This window comes from Bradyrhizobium sp. IC4060 (genome assembly GCF_020193715.1).
Classification (GTDB): Bacteria; Pseudomonadota; Alphaproteobacteria; order Rhizobiales; family Xanthobacteraceae; genus Bradyrhizobium; species Bradyrhizobium yuanmingense.
This window is the reverse complement of the sequence record NZ_JADYVJ010000001.1, coordinates 1,454,076-1,470,262: the sequence shown is the minus strand read 5'-3', so window position 1 is coordinate 1,470,262 and position 16,187 is coordinate 1,454,076. Positions and strand designations below refer to the sequence as shown.

General features: G+C 64.3%; 15 protein-coding genes. 7 read left to right on the top strand and 8 right to left on the bottom strand.

What is annotated here, in order from left to right:
- Window positions 1-82: 82 nt before the first annotated feature.
- The 4 genes from I6F16_RS06890 to I6F16_RS06875 form a co-directional block, all read right to left on the bottom strand.
- A complete protein-coding gene (locus tag I6F16_RS06890) occupies window positions 83-697 on the bottom strand; it encodes a flavin reductase family protein (protein WP_225173512.1) in 615 nt (204 codons plus the stop codon).
- 174 nt (window positions 698-871) lie between these two features.
- The gene (locus tag I6F16_RS06885) at window positions 872-2,149 is read right to left on the bottom strand and encodes an acyl-CoA dehydrogenase family protein (RefSeq protein WP_036016245.1); all 1,278 of its coding nucleotides are present in this window, start codon (window positions 2,147-2,149) and stop codon (window positions 872-874) included.
- A 376-nt stretch (window positions 2,150-2,525) separates the two neighbouring features.
- Window positions 2,526-2,906, bottom strand: a complete 381-nt coding sequence (locus I6F16_RS06880) for a VOC family protein (RefSeq protein WP_036023004.1) — start codon at window positions 2,904-2,906, stop codon at window positions 2,526-2,528.
- Between the two features lie 106 nt (window positions 2,907-3,012).
- Window positions 3,013-3,792 (bottom strand): SDR family oxidoreductase, encoded by a 780-nt coding sequence (locus I6F16_RS06875; protein ID WP_157281226.1) that lies wholly within the window; start codon window positions 3,790-3,792, stop codon window positions 3,013-3,015.
- 166 nt (window positions 3,793-3,958) lie between these two features.
- Between I6F16_RS06875 and I6F16_RS06870 the strand changes: the two genes are divergently transcribed.
- The 3 genes from I6F16_RS06870 to I6F16_RS06860 are packed head-to-tail and all read left to right on the top strand — an operon-like array spanning window position 3,959 to window position 6,111.
- Window positions 3,959-4,747 carry an enoyl-CoA hydratase/isomerase gene (locus tag I6F16_RS06870; protein ID WP_036044702.1) on the top strand — a complete coding sequence of 263 codons (789 nt, stop codon included), beginning with the start codon at window positions 3,959-3,961 and terminating at the stop codon, window positions 4,745-4,747.
- Window positions 4,744-5,730, top strand: a complete 987-nt coding sequence (locus tag I6F16_RS06865) for a phosphotransferase family protein (RefSeq protein ID WP_036023006.1) — start codon at window positions 4,744-4,746, stop codon at window positions 5,728-5,730. The genes I6F16_RS06870 and I6F16_RS06865 overlap by 4 nt, the downstream gene beginning before the upstream one ends.
- A gap of 3 nt (window positions 5,731-5,733) precedes the next feature.
- Window positions 5,734-6,111, top strand: coding sequence for a DUF6285 domain-containing protein (locus I6F16_RS06860; RefSeq protein ID WP_225113546.1), 378 nt, complete (start codon window positions 5,734-5,736; stop codon window positions 6,109-6,111).
- A gap of 250 nt (window positions 6,112-6,361) precedes the next feature.
- Here I6F16_RS06860 and I6F16_RS06855 read toward each other — a convergent pair whose 3' ends face one another.
- Window positions 6,362-7,141 carry an enoyl-CoA hydratase-related protein gene (locus tag I6F16_RS06855; protein ID WP_225113545.1) on the bottom strand — a complete coding sequence of 260 codons (780 nt, stop codon included), beginning with the start codon at window positions 7,139-7,141 and terminating at the stop codon, window positions 6,362-6,364.
- A 211-nt stretch (window positions 7,142-7,352) separates the two neighbouring features.
- Here I6F16_RS06855 and I6F16_RS06850 point away from each other — a divergent pair, with 211 nt between their 5' ends.
- The gene (locus I6F16_RS06850) at window positions 7,353-8,627 is read left to right on the top strand and encodes an acyl-CoA dehydrogenase family protein (protein ID WP_225113544.1); all 1,275 of its coding nucleotides are present in this window, start codon (window positions 7,353-7,355) and stop codon (window positions 8,625-8,627) included.
- Between the two features lie 142 nt (window positions 8,628-8,769).
- Here the strand turns inward: I6F16_RS06850 and I6F16_RS06845 are convergent, their stop codons facing one another.
- Together I6F16_RS06845 and I6F16_RS06840 are read right to left on the bottom strand one after the other, a co-directional pair.
- The gene (locus I6F16_RS06845) at window positions 8,770-10,347 is read right to left on the bottom strand and encodes a fatty acid--CoA ligase (protein WP_225113543.1); all 1,578 of its coding nucleotides are present in this window, start codon (window positions 10,345-10,347) and stop codon (window positions 8,770-8,772) included.
- A gap of 297 nt (window positions 10,348-10,644) precedes the next feature.
- Complete coding sequence (locus I6F16_RS06840; protein WP_109144463.1) at window positions 10,645-11,517, bottom strand: SDR family oxidoreductase; 873 nt, start codon at window positions 11,515-11,517, stop codon at window positions 10,645-10,647.
- A gap of 116 nt (window positions 11,518-11,633) precedes the next feature.
- Here I6F16_RS06840 and I6F16_RS06835 point away from each other — a divergent pair, with 116 nt between their 5' ends.
- From I6F16_RS06835 to I6F16_RS06825, 3 genes are all read left to right on the top strand, one after another.
- Window positions 11,634-12,443: a crotonase/enoyl-CoA hydratase family protein gene (locus tag I6F16_RS06835; RefSeq protein WP_225113542.1), complete on the top strand. Its 810-nt coding sequence runs from the start codon at window positions 11,634-11,636 to the stop codon at window positions 12,441-12,443.
- Window positions 12,444-12,583: 140 nt separating this feature from the next.
- The gene (locus I6F16_RS06830; RefSeq protein WP_225113541.1) at window positions 12,584-14,128 is read left to right on the top strand and encodes an acyl-CoA synthetase; all 1,545 of its coding nucleotides are present in this window, start codon (window positions 12,584-12,586) and stop codon (window positions 14,126-14,128) included.
- Window positions 14,129-14,299: 171 nt separating this feature from the next.
- Window positions 14,300-14,704: a YccF domain-containing protein gene (locus I6F16_RS06825; RefSeq protein WP_225113540.1), complete on the top strand. Its 405-nt coding sequence runs from the start codon at window positions 14,300-14,302 to the stop codon at window positions 14,702-14,704.
- Window positions 14,705-14,775: 71 nt separating this feature from the next.
- Here I6F16_RS06825 and I6F16_RS06820 read toward each other — a convergent pair whose 3' ends face one another.
- Window positions 14,776-16,170 (bottom strand): TRAP transporter large permease subunit, encoded by a 1,395-nt coding sequence (locus tag I6F16_RS06820; RefSeq protein ID WP_225127319.1) that lies wholly within the window; start codon window positions 16,168-16,170, stop codon window positions 14,776-14,778.
- Window positions 16,171-16,187 lie beyond the last annotated feature (17 nt).

Below are 16,187 nucleotides of genomic sequence, written 5' to 3'. Positions count from 1 at the left end.
CACCCCCACCCCCCCCTCAGCGCGAGCCAAGCTCGTCGCGGGCCCGTAGGAATGGGGCGAGGGAGCGCACCGTTGCTGCGGCCTATTTCTTCATGCCCTCCGCCGCCGGAAACACCACGCGGTCATCGGTGCGGCAGTAACGGTCGGCGAACATGCGGCCGATCGGGTGATAGCGGTCCATGTGCACCCGCATCGCCTTGTCGTCCCAGAGCTCGTCGCGGATGTGGAAGTGGAGGCCTTCGCCCATGATCAGCCGGCGATCGTCGTTGACGTCGATCAGCTTCCAGAGCTTGCACTCCATCGCCCAGGGCGTGTCAGCTAGCCGTGGCACCCCGATCTTCGTCGAGGGCGCAAGCTTCAGCCCGAGATAATCGGGCTCGCTGATCTCAGGCGGAAAATCGCCGCTGCTCTCGGGCATCGCCCGCGCCAGCGGCTCGTCCGTGAGGTTGACCACGAATTCACCGGTGCGCTGGATGTTGAGAAACGTGTCCTTGTCCTCGCCGTTCGGCTTGCGGTTGGCCGCGAACATGCAGAGCGGCGGATCCTCGCAGAAGGCGTTGAAGAAGCTGAACGGGGCGGCGTTGACCACGCCGGTCGGCCCGAGCGTGGTCACCCACGCGATCGGCCGCGGCAGAATGAAGGACGTCAGCACCTTGTAGCGCTCGCGTGGCGTCAGCTCGCTGGCGGCGTAGTCCATGGTGGCTCCTCGGCTTTCTTCGCCTCTCCCCGCCTGCGGGAAGAGGCCGATGCGCGGAATGCGCGGCGGGTGAGGGGGCTCTCCGCGAGTCCGACTGTCACCGTCCTCGCGGAGAATCCCCCTCACCCTCACCCTCTCCCCGCAAGCGGGGAGAGGGGAAAGAGATAAGGCGACTTACGCCATGCTCAGCTCGTGGCGGCCCACCACCATCCAGTGCACCTCGTCCGGACCGTCGGCGAAGCGCAGGTGCCGCACGTCCTGGTACATCTCGGCGAGCGGGGTCCAGTGCGAGATGCCGGTGGCGCCGTGCATCTGGATGGCCTGATCGATGATCCTGCAGGCGCGCTCGGGCACCATGGCCTTGACCATGGAGACCCAGACGCGGGCCTCCTTGTTGCCGAGCACGTCCATTGCCTTTGCCGCTTTCAGCACCATCAGCCGCATCGCCTCGATCTCGCAGCGCGCCTGCGCGATGATCTGCATGTTGCCGCCGAGATGGGCGATCTTCTTGCCAAAGGCCTCACGGGTGAGGCCACGCTGCACCATCAGGTCGAGCGCCTTCTCGGCCTTGCCGATGGTGCGCATGCAGTGATGGATGCGGCCGGGGCCGAGGCGGAGCTGCGAGATCTCGAAGCCACGGCCTTCGCCGAGCAGGATGTTCTCCTTCGGCACGCGCACATTGTTGAAGCGCATGTGCATGTGGCCGCGCGGGGCGTGGTCCTGGCCGAACACGTACATGGGACCGAGCACCTCGACGCCGGGCGTGTCGCGCGGCACCAGGATCTGCGACTGCTGCTTGCTCGGCGCCGCGTCCGGATTGGTCTTCACCATCACGATGAGGATCTTGCAACGGGGATCGCCGAGACCCGAGATGTAATACTTCTCGCCGTTGATCACCCATTCGTCGCCGACCAGCTTTGCGGTGGTCGAGATGTTCTTGGCGTCGGAGGAGGCGACGTTCGGCTCGGTCATGACATAGGCCGATCGGATCTCGCCGTTGAGCAGCGGCTTCAGCCATTTCTCCTTCTGCTCCTTGGTGCCGACGCGTTCCAGCACCTCCATGTTGCCGGTGTCGGGCGCCGAGCAGTTCATGGTCTCCGAGGCCAGCGGACTCTTGCCGAGCTCTGCCGCGATATAGGCGTAGTCGAGATTCTTCAGGCCCTGGCCGGTCTCGTCATCGGGCAGGAAGAAGTTCCAAAGGCCTTCCTGCTTGGCCTTGTTCTTGGCCTTCTCCAGCACCTCGAGCTGCTTCGGCGTAAAGCTCCAGCGATCTTCCTTGCCCTCGCCGGCCTTGGCGAACTCGATCGACATCGGCTCGACGGTATCGCGGATGAACTTCTTGACGTGATCGTAAAGCGGCCGGACTTGGTCCGACATTCGCAAGTCGTTGAGCTCGTCGCCGGGATTGAGCGTGTAGTTGGTGGTGCGGGGAATGTAGGTGTGTTTTGTCATTGGTCCTCCCGGGATCGCTAGAATGTGTTGTGCGCAAGAATAGTCGCAGCGCCGGCAAAGTGCGAGGGCGCATTTTCACGCGTGAGGCCATGCCATGCGATGGAATATCGCAAGGCCGTTTGAAATGTTGTTTGAATGGGAGCGGCGCGCTGGGCACGCTCGCGCCACGCTCTCCGCCATCATCGCCCGCCTTGTGCGCACTTGCGCACTGGGGCGGGCGATCCAGTACTCCGAGACGGCAGTGATTGAACAGAGTAGCTGCAGCGTACTGGATTCCCCGCCTGCCGCCTACGCTAAAGCTTCGGCGCCCCTGGACCTCAACCCTGGCGAAGCCTTGGCGTAGCCGGGTCGCGGGGAATGACAGCAGTGGATGTGGCTAGTTCGCCATCCGATGCATCGCGCAGATCTTGTTGCCATCGAGATCGCGCAGGTAGGCCAGATAGAGCTTGCCGCCCGGGCCCTGGCGAATGCCGGGCGGATCCTCGATCGATTTTGCGCCGGCTGCAACGCCCGCCGCGTGCCACGCATCGACCTGTTCCGGCGAATTGGCGGCAAAGCCGATCGTGCCGCCGTTGGCGCAGGTCGCCGGCTCGCCGTTGATCGGCTTCGATACCGAGAACACTCCGGTCTTGGTGATGTAAAAGATGCGGTGGCCGTCGACCCTGGCCGGCCGCACCTCGAGCGTGCCGAGCAGTTGGTCGTAGAACGCCTTGGCCTTGTCCAGGTCGTTGGTACCGATCATGACGTGTGAAAACATTTGCCCGTTCCCTCAGTGTTGTAGCCCGGATGGAGCAGAGCGAAATCCGGGTCTTGCTTGCTTTTGGCCGTCCCGGATTCGCTGCGCTCCATCCGGGCTACGAGAATCAAAACGCGGTATAGCCGCCGTCGATCACGAACGTATCCGCGGTGTGATACGACGACGCCTTGCTCATCAGATACACCGCGATGCCGCCGAAATCGGAGGCTTCGCCGAAGCGCCGCATCGGAATCCGCGGCATCACGTTGGCTACGAACTTGTCGTTTGCCATGAGCCCTGCGGTCATGTCGCTCTTGATCCAGCCCGGCAGGATCGCATTGGCGGTGACGCCGTGACGTGCCAGCTCGACGCCTAGCGCGCGCACCAGCGCGTTGATGGCGGCCTTGGTCGCGGCATAATGCTCGTTGCGCGCCGTGCCGAAGATCGAGGCGAGGCTCGATGTCGCGACCAGCCGGCCAAAGGGATCGCCGGCATTGGCGCGATCCGTCATGTGCTTGGCGGCCGCCTGGAACGCGTGGAACACGCCGTCGAGATTGGTCGCGAACATCGTGCGCCATTCCTCCTCGGTGCGCTCGATGAAGGCGCGCCGGCCGCCGCCGCCGATGCCCGCATTGGCGAAGCAGCCGTCGACCCGGCCGAAGGTGTCGAGCGTCGCCTTCATCGCTGAAGCGACCGAGGCCGGGTCGGTGACGTCGCAGACGCGGCTGTCGACCTTGCCGGACAGGCCCGCCATGCTCGCGGCAGCGGCCTTGTTCTTGTCAGCATTGCGGCCCCAGATCGAGACGTTGCAGCCTTGGCCCGCGAGCGCCTGCGCGATACCGAGCCCGATGCCGCCATTGCCGCCGGTGATCACGGCGACGCGGCCGGAGAGATCGAAGAGGTTCATGACGCGTTTCCTGTTTTTAGACTGCGGCGCATCAGCCGCTGCGCACAAGATTGCTTGCTATGCTCCGATCACCATGGACAAGACCGCGCCAAAAATCAAATATGCGCCCCGGCAAAACCAATTCCGGCCTGCGAAACTGACGCGGGCCGCAACCGATGAGGAAACCATGCAGTTCAAACACGTCACGCTCGACTTCGATGGCTCGGTCGCGATCCTCAAGCTCGACCATCAGGAGGTGATGAACGCGGTCTCCGTCGACATGCTGGGCGGTCTTTCTGAGGCGCTCGATGCGATCGAGGAGAAGAAGGACGAGGTGCGCTGCGTGGTGCTGACCGGTGCGGGACGGGCGTTCTGCACGGGCGCCAATCTGCAAGGCCGCAACAACCAGGCGAAGAAGACCAAGGCCGGCCTTACGCTGGAGACCGGCTTTCATCCCTTCCTGCGCCGCATCCGCAACCTGCACTGCCCGATCGTCACCGCGGTCAATGGCCCGGCCGCCGGCGCCGGCATGAGCTTCGCGCTGCTCGGCGACATGATCCTATGCGCGCGCTCGTCCTATTTCCTGCAGGCCTTCCGCCGCATCGGCCTCGTGCCGGATTGCGGCTCGACCTGGCTGTTGCCGCGCCTCGTCGGCCGCGCGCGCTCGATCGAATTGTCGTTGATGGGCGAGCGCCTGCCGGCCGAGAAGGCGCTGGAATGGGGCCTTGTCAACCGCGTCTATGATGACGGCGTCTTGATGGAGGAAGCGATGAAGCTGGCGCGCGATCTCGCCAGCGGGCCGACCGTGGCGCTGTCGCTGATCCGCAAGCTCTATTGGGACAGCCCGGAAAATTCCTTCGAGGATCAGCTCAATCTGGAATTCCAGTGCCAGCTCCGCGCCGGCGACACCGAGGATTTCCGCGAGGGCGTCGGCGCCTTCCTCGAGAAGCGGCCCGCGCAGTTCAAGGGCAAATGATCGAGGCGGCGCTTTCACGCAGCGTCCAGCGCTGGTGCAAAGGGGCGACCGGCGCGACCTGTGCGGCAAAGCTCTCCGGCGGCGCCAGCCAGGAAACCTGGCGCTTCGACATCTCCCATCCCGACGGGCCGATCGGCGCGATCCTGCGGCGCTCACCAAAGGGCTATGGCGCTGCGCCGACCCGCGCGGCCGGTCTTGCCGCGGAAGCGCAGCTGATGCAGCTCGCCTATGAGGCCGGCGTGCCGTCGCCCCGCGTCCTGCATGTGCTGGTGCCGGAGGACGATCTCGGCACCGGCTTCATCATGCAGCGCGTCGAGGGCGAGACCATCGCGCGCAAGATTCTTCGCGATCAAGAGTATGCGGCGGCGCGGCCGCGTCTGGCGCGGCAGATCGGCGGCATTCTCGCAGGTCTGCATCGGCTGCCGCAGGACAAATTGCCTGCGTTGCGCAGCAGGGGCGCGACCCAGGAGATCGCCGAGTTCGAGCGCGACTATCGCAGCCTGAACTGGCCCAAGCCCGTGTTCGAGCTGGCGCTGCGCTGGCTCCGCGACCACGATCCGGGTCCCTCAGTCGAGACCACGCTGGTGCACGGCGATTTCCGCAACGGCAATCTCATCATCGGCGCGGATGGCGTTCGCGCCGTGCTCGACTGGGAACTCGCCCATCTCGGCGATCCCATGGAGGACCTCGGCTGGGTCTGCGTGAACTCCTGGCGCTTCGGCGAGATCGACAAGCCCGTCGGCGGCTTTGGCTCGCGCGAGGAATTGTTCGCCGGTTACGAGGCTTCAGGCCGCAAGGTCGACCCTGAGCGCGTCAAGTTCTGGGAAGTGATGGGCACGCTGCGCTGGGGCATCATGTGCGGCGGCATGATGCAGCGCTTTCGCGAGGGGCCCGACCATTCCATGGAGCGCGCCATGATCGGCCGCCGCGCCAGCGAGACCGAGATCGATCTGTTGCGGCTTCTGGCGCCGCGCGGGAGCTGACACATGCAGGACGAGCCGACCCCGATCGAGCTGACCAAGGCAGTCGCCGATTTCCTCCGCAGCGACATCACGCCGCTGATCTCTGGCCACCAAGCCTTCAAGCTGCGCGTCGCCATCAACATCCTCGACCTCGTCACGCGGCAGCTGACGCGGGAGGAGGGAAGCGATGCGAAGGAGGTGGAGCGCCTGCGCGCGCTGTTCGGCATCGACGGCTCGGTCATGGAGCTCAACCGTGTTCTCGCACATCGCATCGCGAGCGGGGAGATGGATCTCGCGACCCCAGGCCTCGCCGAGCACCTGTGGGCAACCACGATGGACAAGCTGGCGGTCGATCAGCCGAATTATGCCTCGTACAAGCGCGAACTAGGACGAAGCGGGTAGGTCTCTCCCCGTCATTGCGAGGAGCCCTTGCGACGAAGCAATCCAGACTGTCTCTGCTGGGCAGCCTGGATTGCTTCGCTACGCTCGCAATGACAGTGTTGAGAGAGGGGGCGCTCCTCTCTCCGCTCATTCCGGGGCGTCGCGAAGCGACGAACCCGGAATCCATTCATCCGCACGTTCTGTCGCTCAATGGATTCCGGGCTCGCGCCTGTCGGCGCGCTCCGGAATGACGAGTGGGGAGACCCGTTTCCTACTTTCCCACCCATTTCGGCGGCCGCTTCTCGGAAAACGCCTTCGGGCCCTCGATATAATCCTGCGAGGCGACCATCGCCTGCACGGCCGGATAGTCCCGTTGCTCCGCGATCGCCTGCTCCAGCGACACGCCAAGCCCCTTCTGAATCGCCTGCTTCGAGGCCCGGATCGACATCGGCGAATTCTTGGCGATCATCTCGGCCCAGCGCAGCGCGGCCGCGAGCGCCTCGCCCTGCGGCACCACCTCGTTGACGAAACCGAGCTCGAGCCCTTCCTTGGCGCTGACATGGCGCGCGGTGAGGATCATGCCCATGGCGCGCTTCAACCCGATCTGGCGCGGCAGCCGGTGCAGGCCGCCGGCGAGCGCGGCAAGGCCGACGCGCGGCTCGGGCAGGGCGAAGGTCGCGTTCTCCGCGGCGATGATGAGGTCGCAGGCGAGCGCGATCTCGAAGCCGCCGCCCATGGCGACGCCGTTCACGGCGGCGATGATCGGCTTGTCGCAGTCGAAGCGTGAGGTGAGGCCGGCGAAGCCGCCGTTGTCCCAGCCGCGTTTTCCCCCCGCTGCCTGCCACTTCAGATCGTTGCCGGCGCAGAACGCCTTATCGCCGCTGCCCGTGACGATCGCGATCCACTGCTCGGGATCGGCGGAGAAATCGTCAAACACCTTCTGAAGCTCGAAATGCGCATCGGTGTGCAGCGCGTTGTAGACCTCGGGCCGCGACAGCGTCACGATCGTGATCGGCCCCTTACGTTCCACCTTTGAGAATTTCAGCTCCATCGCGCGCTCCCGGATTTTCTTTCGAAGGAATATTGGCGCCATACTACCGTGCGGGTGCGCCAGAGCACCATCGAATTGCGCGGGCGCGCCTTGCGCTCCTCACATCTCGGCTTGCTTGACTTGCACGCGCTCTTCTCACCTTAATCGCACCAAGCAAGAATGCGCCCAGCGCCTTAACGCAAAACGATAAAATCAATCCGGGAGAGAACCTGTGGATTTCTCATTGCCTGCCGATCTCGTCGCCTATCTCGGAGAGCTCGACCGTTTCATCGAACGCGAGATCAAGCCGCTGGAACAGGCCGACGACAACATCCGCTTCTTCGACCATCGCCGCGAATGGGCGCGCACCGATTTCGAGAATGGCGGCCTGCCGCGCCACGAATGGGAGGCGCTGTTGCGCAAGGCCAAGGACCTCGCGGATGCCGCCGGGCATTTGCGCTTTCCTGTGCCGAAGCAATATGGCGGCAAGGACGGCTCCAACCTCTGGATGGCCGTGATCCGCGAGCATTTTGCCGCAAAGGGTCTCGGCCTGCACAACGACCTCCAGAACGAGCATTCGATCGTCGGCAACTTCCCCGTCGTCACCATGCTCGACCGCTACGGCCGCGACGACCAGAAGGCGATGATCGACGGCTCGATCAGGGGCAAGTACCGCATCACCTTTGGCCTGACCGAGCCGCATCACGGATCGGATGCCACCCACATGGAGACGCGCGCGGTGGCAGCCACGCGCGACAACGTCAAGGGCTGGATCATCAACGGCGAGAAGATGTGGACGACAGGCATGCACGTCGCCACGCACTGCGCGCTGTTCGCGCGCACCAGCGGCAACGATGGCGATGCCCGCGGCATCACCTGCTTCTTGGTGCCGGCCAAGAGCCCCGGCGTCAGGGTCGAGGAGTACATGTGGACCTTCAACATGCCGACCGACCATCCGCGCGTCAGCTTCACCGACGTCTTCGTGCCGGAGGATGCGCTGTTCGGCGAGGTCGGCCGCGGCCTGTCGCTGGCGCAATGCTTCGTCCACCAGAACCGTATCCGGCAAGCGGCAAGCTCGCTCGGCGCCGCGGTCTACTGCATCAACGAGAGTGTGAAATACGCGCGTGAGCGCAAACCGTTCGGCAAGGCGCTGGCCGAGAACCAGGCGATCCAGTTCCCGCTGGTCGAGCTCGCCACGCAAGCGGAGATGCTGCGCCTCCTGATCCGTAAGACCGCCTGGGAAATGGACCAGCTCGACGAGGAGCAAATCGAGCGCACCCTGTCCGACCGGGTCTCGATGTGCAACTACTGGGCAAACCGCCTCTGCTGCGAATCCGCCGACCGCGCCATGCAGGTCCATGGCGGCATGGGCTATTCACGCCACAAGCCGTTCGAGCACATCTATCGCCACCATCGCCGTTATCGGATCACCGAAGGCAGCGAGGAGATCCAGATGCGGAAAGTGGCGGGATTCTTGTTCGGCTATATGGGGCCGGGGAAGCATTAGAGGCTCGCACTGCTATCGTAGGGTGGGTTAGCGCTGCGATTGCGCGAAGCGCGATCGCAGGGCGTAACCCACCAGCGCCATCCGCGTGGATTGCAAAGAGGTGGGTTACGCCTACGGCTAACCCACCCTACGGCACCGCGGATCAATTCACCCGCCGATCCTTCCCCGCCCAATACGGCTCGCGCAGCTGCCGCCGCAGGATCTTGCCAGACGGATTCCGCGGCAGCGCAGGCAGGAATTCCACGCTCTTCGGCGTCTTGTAGCCGGCGATGCGCGTCCGGGTGAAGTTGATGATCTCGGTGGCAGTCGCCTGCTTGCCCGGCTTCATCACCACGATCGCCTTCACGGCTTCGCCCCATTTGTCGTCAGGCACGCCGATCACGGCGGCTTCCGCGACATCGGGGTGGTCGCACAGAGCGCTCTCGACCTCGGCCGGATAGATGTTCTCGCCGCCGGAGATGATCATGTCCTTGATGCGGTCATGGATGTAGAGATAGCCGTCCTCGTCCATGTAGCCGGCATCGCCGGTGCGCAGCCAGCCGTCGCTGCGCAGCGTGGATGCGGTCGCCTCCGGCAGGTTCCAGTAGCCGGCCATGTTGGAGCCCGAGCGCGTTGCGATTTCGCCGACCTGCCGCGGCGGCAGCGGCTTGCCGTCCGGATCCAGGATCGCGATCTCGACGCCCGGCAGCGCCTTGCCGGCCGAGCGCATCCGCTCCAGCCCCTCGACGTGATCCTCCGGCGGCAGCGCGACGATGGTGCCGGTGGTCTCGGTCATGCCGTAGAGCTGCACGAAGCCGCATTTGAAGACCTCGATGCATTCCTTCAGCAGCGCTGCGGGAATCGGCGAGGCGCCGTACAGCATGTATTTCAGCCGCGAGAAGTCGACCGTCCTGGCGCGTGGCTGCCGCACCACGAACTGCATCGCCGCCGGCACCATGAACAGTTTTGTGATGCCCGACTGCTCGAAGAAATCCAAAACCTTGGTCGGGTCGAACTCGCGCGCGATCACGCCGCGGGCGCCGTGATAGAGCCCCATGACGCCCCACCCCGAACCGCCGATGTGAAAGATCGGCATCGCCACCAGCGAGACATCGTCGGTCGACCACCGGTTCCACTCCGGCTTGTCCTCGGCATTGCCGGATTGCACCAGGTTGAGGAAGTTGGCATGCGACAACATCGCGCCCTTCGGCTTGCCCGTCGTGCCCGACGTGTAGAGCTGGATCGCGATGTCCGTGGTGTCGATCGGCACCTTCGGATCATCGCCGCTCTGCGCATCGCGCCATGCCGTAAAATCCGGCCATTCCGGCGCGCCGCCCTCGGTGGTGATGACGGTGCGCACGCTTGGTATCTGCTCCCGGATCTGGCGCACTTGAGTGATGAACTCCGGCCCGACGAACAGCACCGGCGCCCTGCAATCCGAGACGATGAAGGCGACCTCGGGCCCTGCCAGCCGCCAGTTCACCGGCGCCATCACGACGCCAGCCTTCATCGCACCCATCAGGAGCTCGAAATAGATGTCGCTGTTCTTGCCGAGATAGGCGATGCGGTCGCCCTTCTTCACGCCCATCGCGAGGAGCGCGTTCGCGACCTTGTTGGACTTGGCGTCGAACTCGGCGAAGCTGGTGGTGCGGCCCTCGAATTCATAGGCGATGGCGCTGCCGCGGCTCTTTGCACGCTCGCGCACCATGTCGGCGAGGTTCGCCAGTTTCTGTGTGGACATGTTTCTCCCGCAGGCGTTTGTTTTTATGCCCGGGAGTGTGGCGTCATCCGCCGGTGAAGACAAGATGGGCTCCGCTGTCGTCCCGGACAAGCGCGCGCCTCAAGCGCGCGCAGATCCGGACCCATAGCCACAGGAAGTTGTTTGGCGAAGACACGCAGTTACCTGTCTCGCGCCACGACTGCTCCCTGTGGTTATGGGTCCCCGCCCCCGTGCGCTTTGCGCACTAGGCGGGGACGACGACTGGGGGCGTGGTGAAAACGTCAGCCCCTTACATGTCCGCGCATTTGCAATGCGCCGTCATCCCCGCTTCGCGCGGTCCTTCTCGTTCTGCGCCATGATGCTCTCGCGCGCGGTCTTCCAGTCGTCGTCGCTCCAGTCGCGGAGCTGGTAGAAGTTGCCGCCCATGGCGAGCGCCTGGGCGCCGTCCATGGCGATGGTCTCGCCGTTGATCCAGTCGCAGCCGCCGGAGATCAGGAACACGGCCACGTTCTGCAGTTCCTCCATGGTGCCGACCCGGCCCATCGGGTTCATCGCCTTGGTGCGCGCGCCGGCTTCGTCACCGGGCTTGATGCGCTTGCTCATGCCCTCGGTCGGGATCTCGCCCGGGGCGATGGTGTTGAGGCGGATGCCGTGTCGTCCCCATTCGGTGGCAAGCGACATCGTCATGGCGTGGATCGCCGACTTGCTCATCGCCGAGGGCACCACGTAAGGCGAGCCGTTGCGCACCCAGGTTGTGGTGATCGAGACGACGTTGCCGGGCTGCTTCAAGGCGATCCAGCGCTTGCCGACCGCATGTGTCACGTAGAACGTGCCGTGCATGACGATGTTGGCGACCGCATCGAAGCCGCGCGGCGAGAGCTCCTCGGTCCGCGAGATGAAATTGCCGGCCGCATTGTTAATGAGATCGGTGAGGGGGCCATCGCGGAAGATGCTCTCGATCATCTCCTCGACCGCAAGCGCGTTGCGGATGTCGACGCCATGGCTGGTGACGCGGCCGCCGTAGAGATCCATCAGCTCGGTTGCGGTCTCGTCGCACACGATCTTGCGCCGACCGCAAATGTGCACCTCGGCGCCGAGTTGGAGAAAGCGCGCCGCCATCGATTTGCCGAGACCGGTGCCGCCGCCGGTCACGAGAATGCGCCGGCCGGCCAGAAGATTTTCCTTGAACATGGCTGTTTCCTCTGCCGCGATTGTCAGTTAATTGGTCGATTGACTAAATCCGGCCGCCGGCGTCCTGTAAAGCGGCACTGAACAAGAACAGGCAAGAACTAGGGGAGAATTCGTCCATGGACGACCGCGTCTCGATCTCGATCTCGGAAGGCGTCGCCGATGTGCGCCTGGTGCGCGCCGACAAAATGAACGCGCTGGATCAGCCCATGTTCGAGGCCCTCGTCGCCGCAACCGACCGGCTGTCGAAGGAGAAGGGCGTGCGCGCCGTCGTGCTCTCGGGCGAAGGCCGCGCCTTCTGCGCCGGGCTGGACATGGGGCGTTTTGCCGCCATGAAGGAGAAGGGTGGCAACGGAATTCCGGGTGGCGAAAATCGCGATCTCACGGTGCGCACATATGGCAAGGCCAACTTCGCGCAACAGGCGGTGTGGGGCTGGCGCCAGCTACCGATGCCTGTGATCGCGGCCGTGCACGGCGTCGCCTTCGGTGGCGGCTTCCAGCTCTCGCTCGGCGCCGACATGCGCTTTCTCAGCTCGGATGCGCGCATGTCGATCATGGAGATCAAATGGGGCCTCGTCCCCGACATGGCGGGCACGCCGATCCTGGCCTCGCTGGTACGCGACGACATCCTGCGCGATCTCACCTACACCGGGCGCATCTTCTCCGCGCAGGAGGCGATGACCTACGGCCTCGCCACGCGCATCTGCGACGATCCGCGCGCTGCGGCGCTTGATGTCGCGCGCGAGATCGCAGGGAAAAGCCCCGATGCGATCCGCGCGGCCAAGCGGATGCTGAACAATCTCTCGGTCGATCCGGGCCCGGCGCTGCTCGCCGAATCCGTCGAGCAGCAGAAGCTCATCGGCAGCCCCAACCAGACCGAGGCCGTGCGCGCCAACCTGGAGAAGCGCGCGCCGAATTTTGCGGATTAGCTTTGGGTCATTCCGGGATGCGCCGTAGGCGCAGGCCCGGAATCCATCGAGCCGCATCGTTCGCTGTGAAATGGATTCCGGGTTCGATGCTGCGCATCGACCCGGAATGACGGCACAAACAACAACAAAGAAAAACAACAATGAGCCAAACGCCCCCCTTCCTCGGCATCGTCTCCGGCGAGCGCCGCCGCTCTCACGCCGAGGTCACTGAGCGCGCCGACCGCATCGCCTCCGGCCTCGCCAAGATCGGCGTCCGCCAAGGCGATTGCGTCTGCATGCTGATGCGCAACGACATCGCCTTCCTGGAAGCCGCCTACGCAGCGATGCGGCTGGGTGCCTATGGCGTGCCGATCAACTGGCACTTCAAACCGGAGGAGATCACCTACATCCTGAAGGATTCCGGCGCCGCCGTGCTGATCGCTCATGCCGACATGCTGCACGGTTTGCGCGATGCGATTCCTGAGGGAGTCACCGTGCTCAGCGTGCCGACGCCGCCGGAAATCCGCTCCAACTACAAGATCGATCCCGATCATCTGAAGACGCCGGACTTCGCGATCGACTTCGAAGCCTGGCTCGCGCAACACCCGCCCTATGACGGCCCGATCGTGCCGCAGCCCATGAACATGATCTACACGTCGGGCACGACAGGCCATCCCAAGGGCGTCCGCCGCAACGCGCCGACGCCGGAACAGCAGGCTGCCGGTGAGCGCATGCGTGCGATGATCTATGGGCTCAAGCCCGGCGCCCGCGCATTGCTGCCGGGGCCGCTCTATCATTCCGCGCCGAACTCGTTCGGCATCCGCGCCGGCAAGCTCGGCGGGGTGCTGGTGCTGATGCCGCGCTTCGAGGCGGAGGAATTCCTGCAAGCGATCGAGCGCTACAAGATCGACACCATCTTCATGGTGCCGACCATGTTCATCCGCCTGATGAAGCTGCCCGAGGAGGTGCGCAGGACGTACGACGTCTCCTCGCTCCGCCACGTCATCCACGCCGCCGCGCCGTGCCCGGCCGACGTCAAGCGCGCCATGATCGAATGGTGGGGGCCGGTGATCTACGAGTTCTACGGCTCGACCGAATCCAGCGCCGTGACCTTCGCGACGTCGGAGGACGCGCTGAAGAAGCCCGGCACCGTCGGCAGGATCTCGCCCGGCGCCGAGCTGCGCTTCATCGGCGACGACGGACGCGTGCTCGGCGTCGGCGAGATCGGCGAGATCTATTCGCGCATGGCCGAGATGGCCGATTTCACCTATCACAACAAGCCGGAGAAGCGCGCCGAGATCGACCGCGACGGCTTCATCACCTCCGGCGACGTCGGCTATATCGATGAAGACGGCTACGTCTTCATCTGCGACCGCAAGCGCGACATGGTGATATCAGGCGGCGTCAACATCTACCCGGCCGAGATCGAATCCGTGCTGCATGCGGTGCCCGGCGTGCATGATTGCGCCGTGTTCGGCATCCCCGACGCCGAGTTCGGCGAGGCGCTGATGGCGGTGGTGGAGCCGCAACCCGGGGTCACGCTCGCTGCTTCCGATGTCCGCGCCGCGCTGAAGGCGCATCTGGCCGACTACAAGGTGCCCAAGCACATCGAGATCCGCACCGGCCTGCCGCGCGAAGATTCCGGAAAAATCTTCAAGCGCCGCCTGCGCGATCCCTATTGGGAGCAGGCGGGGCGGAAGATCTAGCTACTTCGTAGCCCGGATGGAGCGAAGCGTAATCCGGGATCTCTCGCCGTGGAAAGATCATCCCGGATTACGCTTCGCTCCATCCGGGCTACGCCCCGCGCGCTGGAAGCGTCCTAGCACGGACAAATTCCGAGCCTATATGGATGGGATCATCCACCTCCGGATCGTCCCATGGCCCCCGTTTCCATCCTGCTCAACATCCTCTGGATCCTCATCGGCGGCGCCTGGATGGCGTTCGGCTGGCTGATCGCGGCCGTTGTCATGGCGATCACCATCATCGGCCTGCCCTGGGCGCGGGCGGCGTTCAACATCGCCGTCTACACGCTGCTGCCGTTCGGCTCCCGGGCGGTCAACCGCTACGATGTCACCGGTGTCGAGGATATCGGCACCGGCCCGCTCGGGGTAGTCGGCAACATCATCTGGTTCGTGCTCGCTGGCTGGTGGCTGGCGCTCGGTCACCTCCTGACGGCGCTCGTTCTCGCCGTCACCATCATCGGTATCCCGTTCGCCTGGGCCCATCTGAAGCTCGCCGGTATCGCGCTCTGGCCGATCGGCAAGGTGATAGTGCCGGCTTAGGACGTTGCCTCAACATCGGCGCTCGGCGGCAGAGCGGAGCCGTGTGGCGCCGTCGCGGACTCAATCGCGGGCTACTTCTTTTTTGGTGTCAACCAGTCCTCGTCTTCCAGGGACGGTGCTTGTTTCTGCTGTTCCAGGATTTTTCTGTACTCCTCCGGGATCACCTGGCTGCGAGATGCTTCATGCAGCGTGTGCGGGAACCAGGTCGCAATGCCGGGGAAGGCAATCATCAGGCCAACGCAGATCACCTGCAGCACCATGAACTGGAACATGCCAGCGTAGATCGTTCCGAGACTCCAGCCCTTGACCACCTGCTTAAGATAGTACGCTGACATGGCGACGGGCGGCGACAGGAAAGCGGTCTGCAGCACCACCGCAACCAACGCTCCGAACCATATGAGGTCGATGCCCATGCCTTTCACGACAGGATAGAAGATTGGCAGAAACACCAGGATGATGGCCGGCCATTCAAACGGCCACCCCAGCAGGAAAATGAGAAGGAGCACGACAATCAGCATGAGGCTCGGCGGCAACTGCAGGCCGAGCATCGTCTCGGTGATCCAGTTCGCTGAGCCAAGGCGGGCGAACACCGCACCGAAAATGTTCGACGTGACCGCCAGCAGGAGGACCATGCTCGACGTCGCCATCGTCGAGATCAGCGCCCGTTGCAGTCCGCTGAGCGAGAACCTGCGATATGCGATGGCCAGGATCAGCGCGCCGACGCTGCCGATGCCGGCGGCCTCCGTCGGCGTCGCAAGCCCCCCGATGATCGAGCCGAGCGTCGCCGTGATGAGCCCGAGCAGCGGCAGCGTGCCGACGGCCACCTCGCGTGCAATGTATCCAGCGGAGTAGATCCGCTCATCCTTTGGCACTGGCGGCCCGAGCTTGGGATTGATGAAGGAGCGGCCCATCAGATAGATGATGTAGACGCCGGCCAGCAGAAAGCCCGGTCCGAAGGCTGCAGCATAGAGATCGGCGACCGAAACCCCGAGCACCGGCCCCATCACGATCAGCATGACCGACGGGGGAATGAGAATACCGAGCGTGCCGCCCGCCGTGATGGTGCCCGCTGAAAGCTTGGCATCATAGCCCGCCTTCGTCATGATCGGCGATGCCATGATGCCAAGAACGGTGACGGCTGCGCCGACGATGCCTGTCGCCATCGCGAACACGGTCGAGGTCAGGATGACGACGAGGAAGAGTGCGCCGCGCACCGGCGCAAGCAGCATGCGGAACGCGGTAAAAAGGCGCTCCATGAGTCCCGCCTGCTCGGTGATGAAGCCCATGAAGATGAACAGCGGTACGGCGGCGAGAAGTTCTTCCTTCATCATGCCGATGGTCTGGAAGTAACCAAGCTCGAAGACCGTCCCGCCCATGCCCCAGTAGCCGAACGAGAAGGCGAGAAACAGCAACGTGAACGAGATCGGCACACCGATGAAGATCGCGCCCAGCAGCACCAGCAGCATGATGAGGCCGATGAGCG

Bases quoted from the DNA above. Each gene is read 5' to 3' on its own strand.
- I6F16_RS06870 (WP_036044702.1), top strand. From the start codon at position 3,959: ATGCAGTTCAAACACGTCACGCTCGACTTCGATGGCTCGGTCGCGATC.
- I6F16_RS06885 (WP_036016245.1), bottom strand. From the start codon at position 2,149: ATGACAAAACACACCTACATTCCCCGCACCACCAACTACACGCTCAAT.
- I6F16_RS06840 (WP_109144463.1), bottom strand. From the start codon at position 11,517: ATGTTCAAGGAAAATCTTCTGGCCGGCCGGCGCATTCTCGTGACCGGC.
- I6F16_RS06860 (WP_225113546.1), top strand. From the start codon at position 5,734: ATGCAGGACGAGCCGACCCCGATCGAGCTGACCAAGGCAGTCGCCGAT.
- I6F16_RS06830 (WP_225113541.1), top strand. From the start codon at position 12,584: ATGAGCCAAACGCCCCCCTTCCTCGGCATCGTCTCCGGCGAGCGCCGC.
- I6F16_RS06875 (WP_157281226.1), bottom strand. From the start codon at position 3,792: ATGAACCTCTTCGATCTCTCCGGCCGCGTCGCCGTGATCACCGGCGGC.
- I6F16_RS06835 (WP_225113542.1), top strand. From the start codon at position 11,634: ATGGACGACCGCGTCTCGATCTCGATCTCGGAAGGCGTCGCCGATGTG.
- I6F16_RS06825 (WP_225113540.1), top strand. From the start codon at position 14,300: ATGGCCCCCGTTTCCATCCTGCTCAACATCCTCTGGATCCTCATCGGC.
- I6F16_RS06865 (WP_036023006.1), top strand. From the start codon at position 4,744: ATGATCGAGGCGGCGCTTTCACGCAGCGTCCAGCGCTGGTGCAAAGGG.
- I6F16_RS06855 (WP_225113545.1), bottom strand. From the start codon at position 7,141: ATGGAGCTGAAATTCTCAAAGGTGGAACGTAAGGGGCCGATCACGATC.
- I6F16_RS06820 (WP_225127319.1), bottom strand. From the start codon at position 16,170: ATGCTGCTGGTGCTGCTGGGCGCGATCTTCATCGGTGTGCCGATCTCG.
- I6F16_RS06845 (WP_225113543.1), bottom strand. From the start codon at position 10,347: ATGTCCACACAGAAACTGGCGAACCTCGCCGACATGGTGCGCGAGCGT.
- I6F16_RS06890 (WP_225173512.1), bottom strand. From the start codon at position 697: ATGGACTACGCCGCCAGCGAGCTGACGCCACGCGAGCGCTACAAGGTG.
- I6F16_RS06880 (WP_036023004.1), bottom strand. From the start codon at position 2,906: ATGTTTTCACACGTCATGATCGGTACCAACGACCTGGACAAGGCCAAG.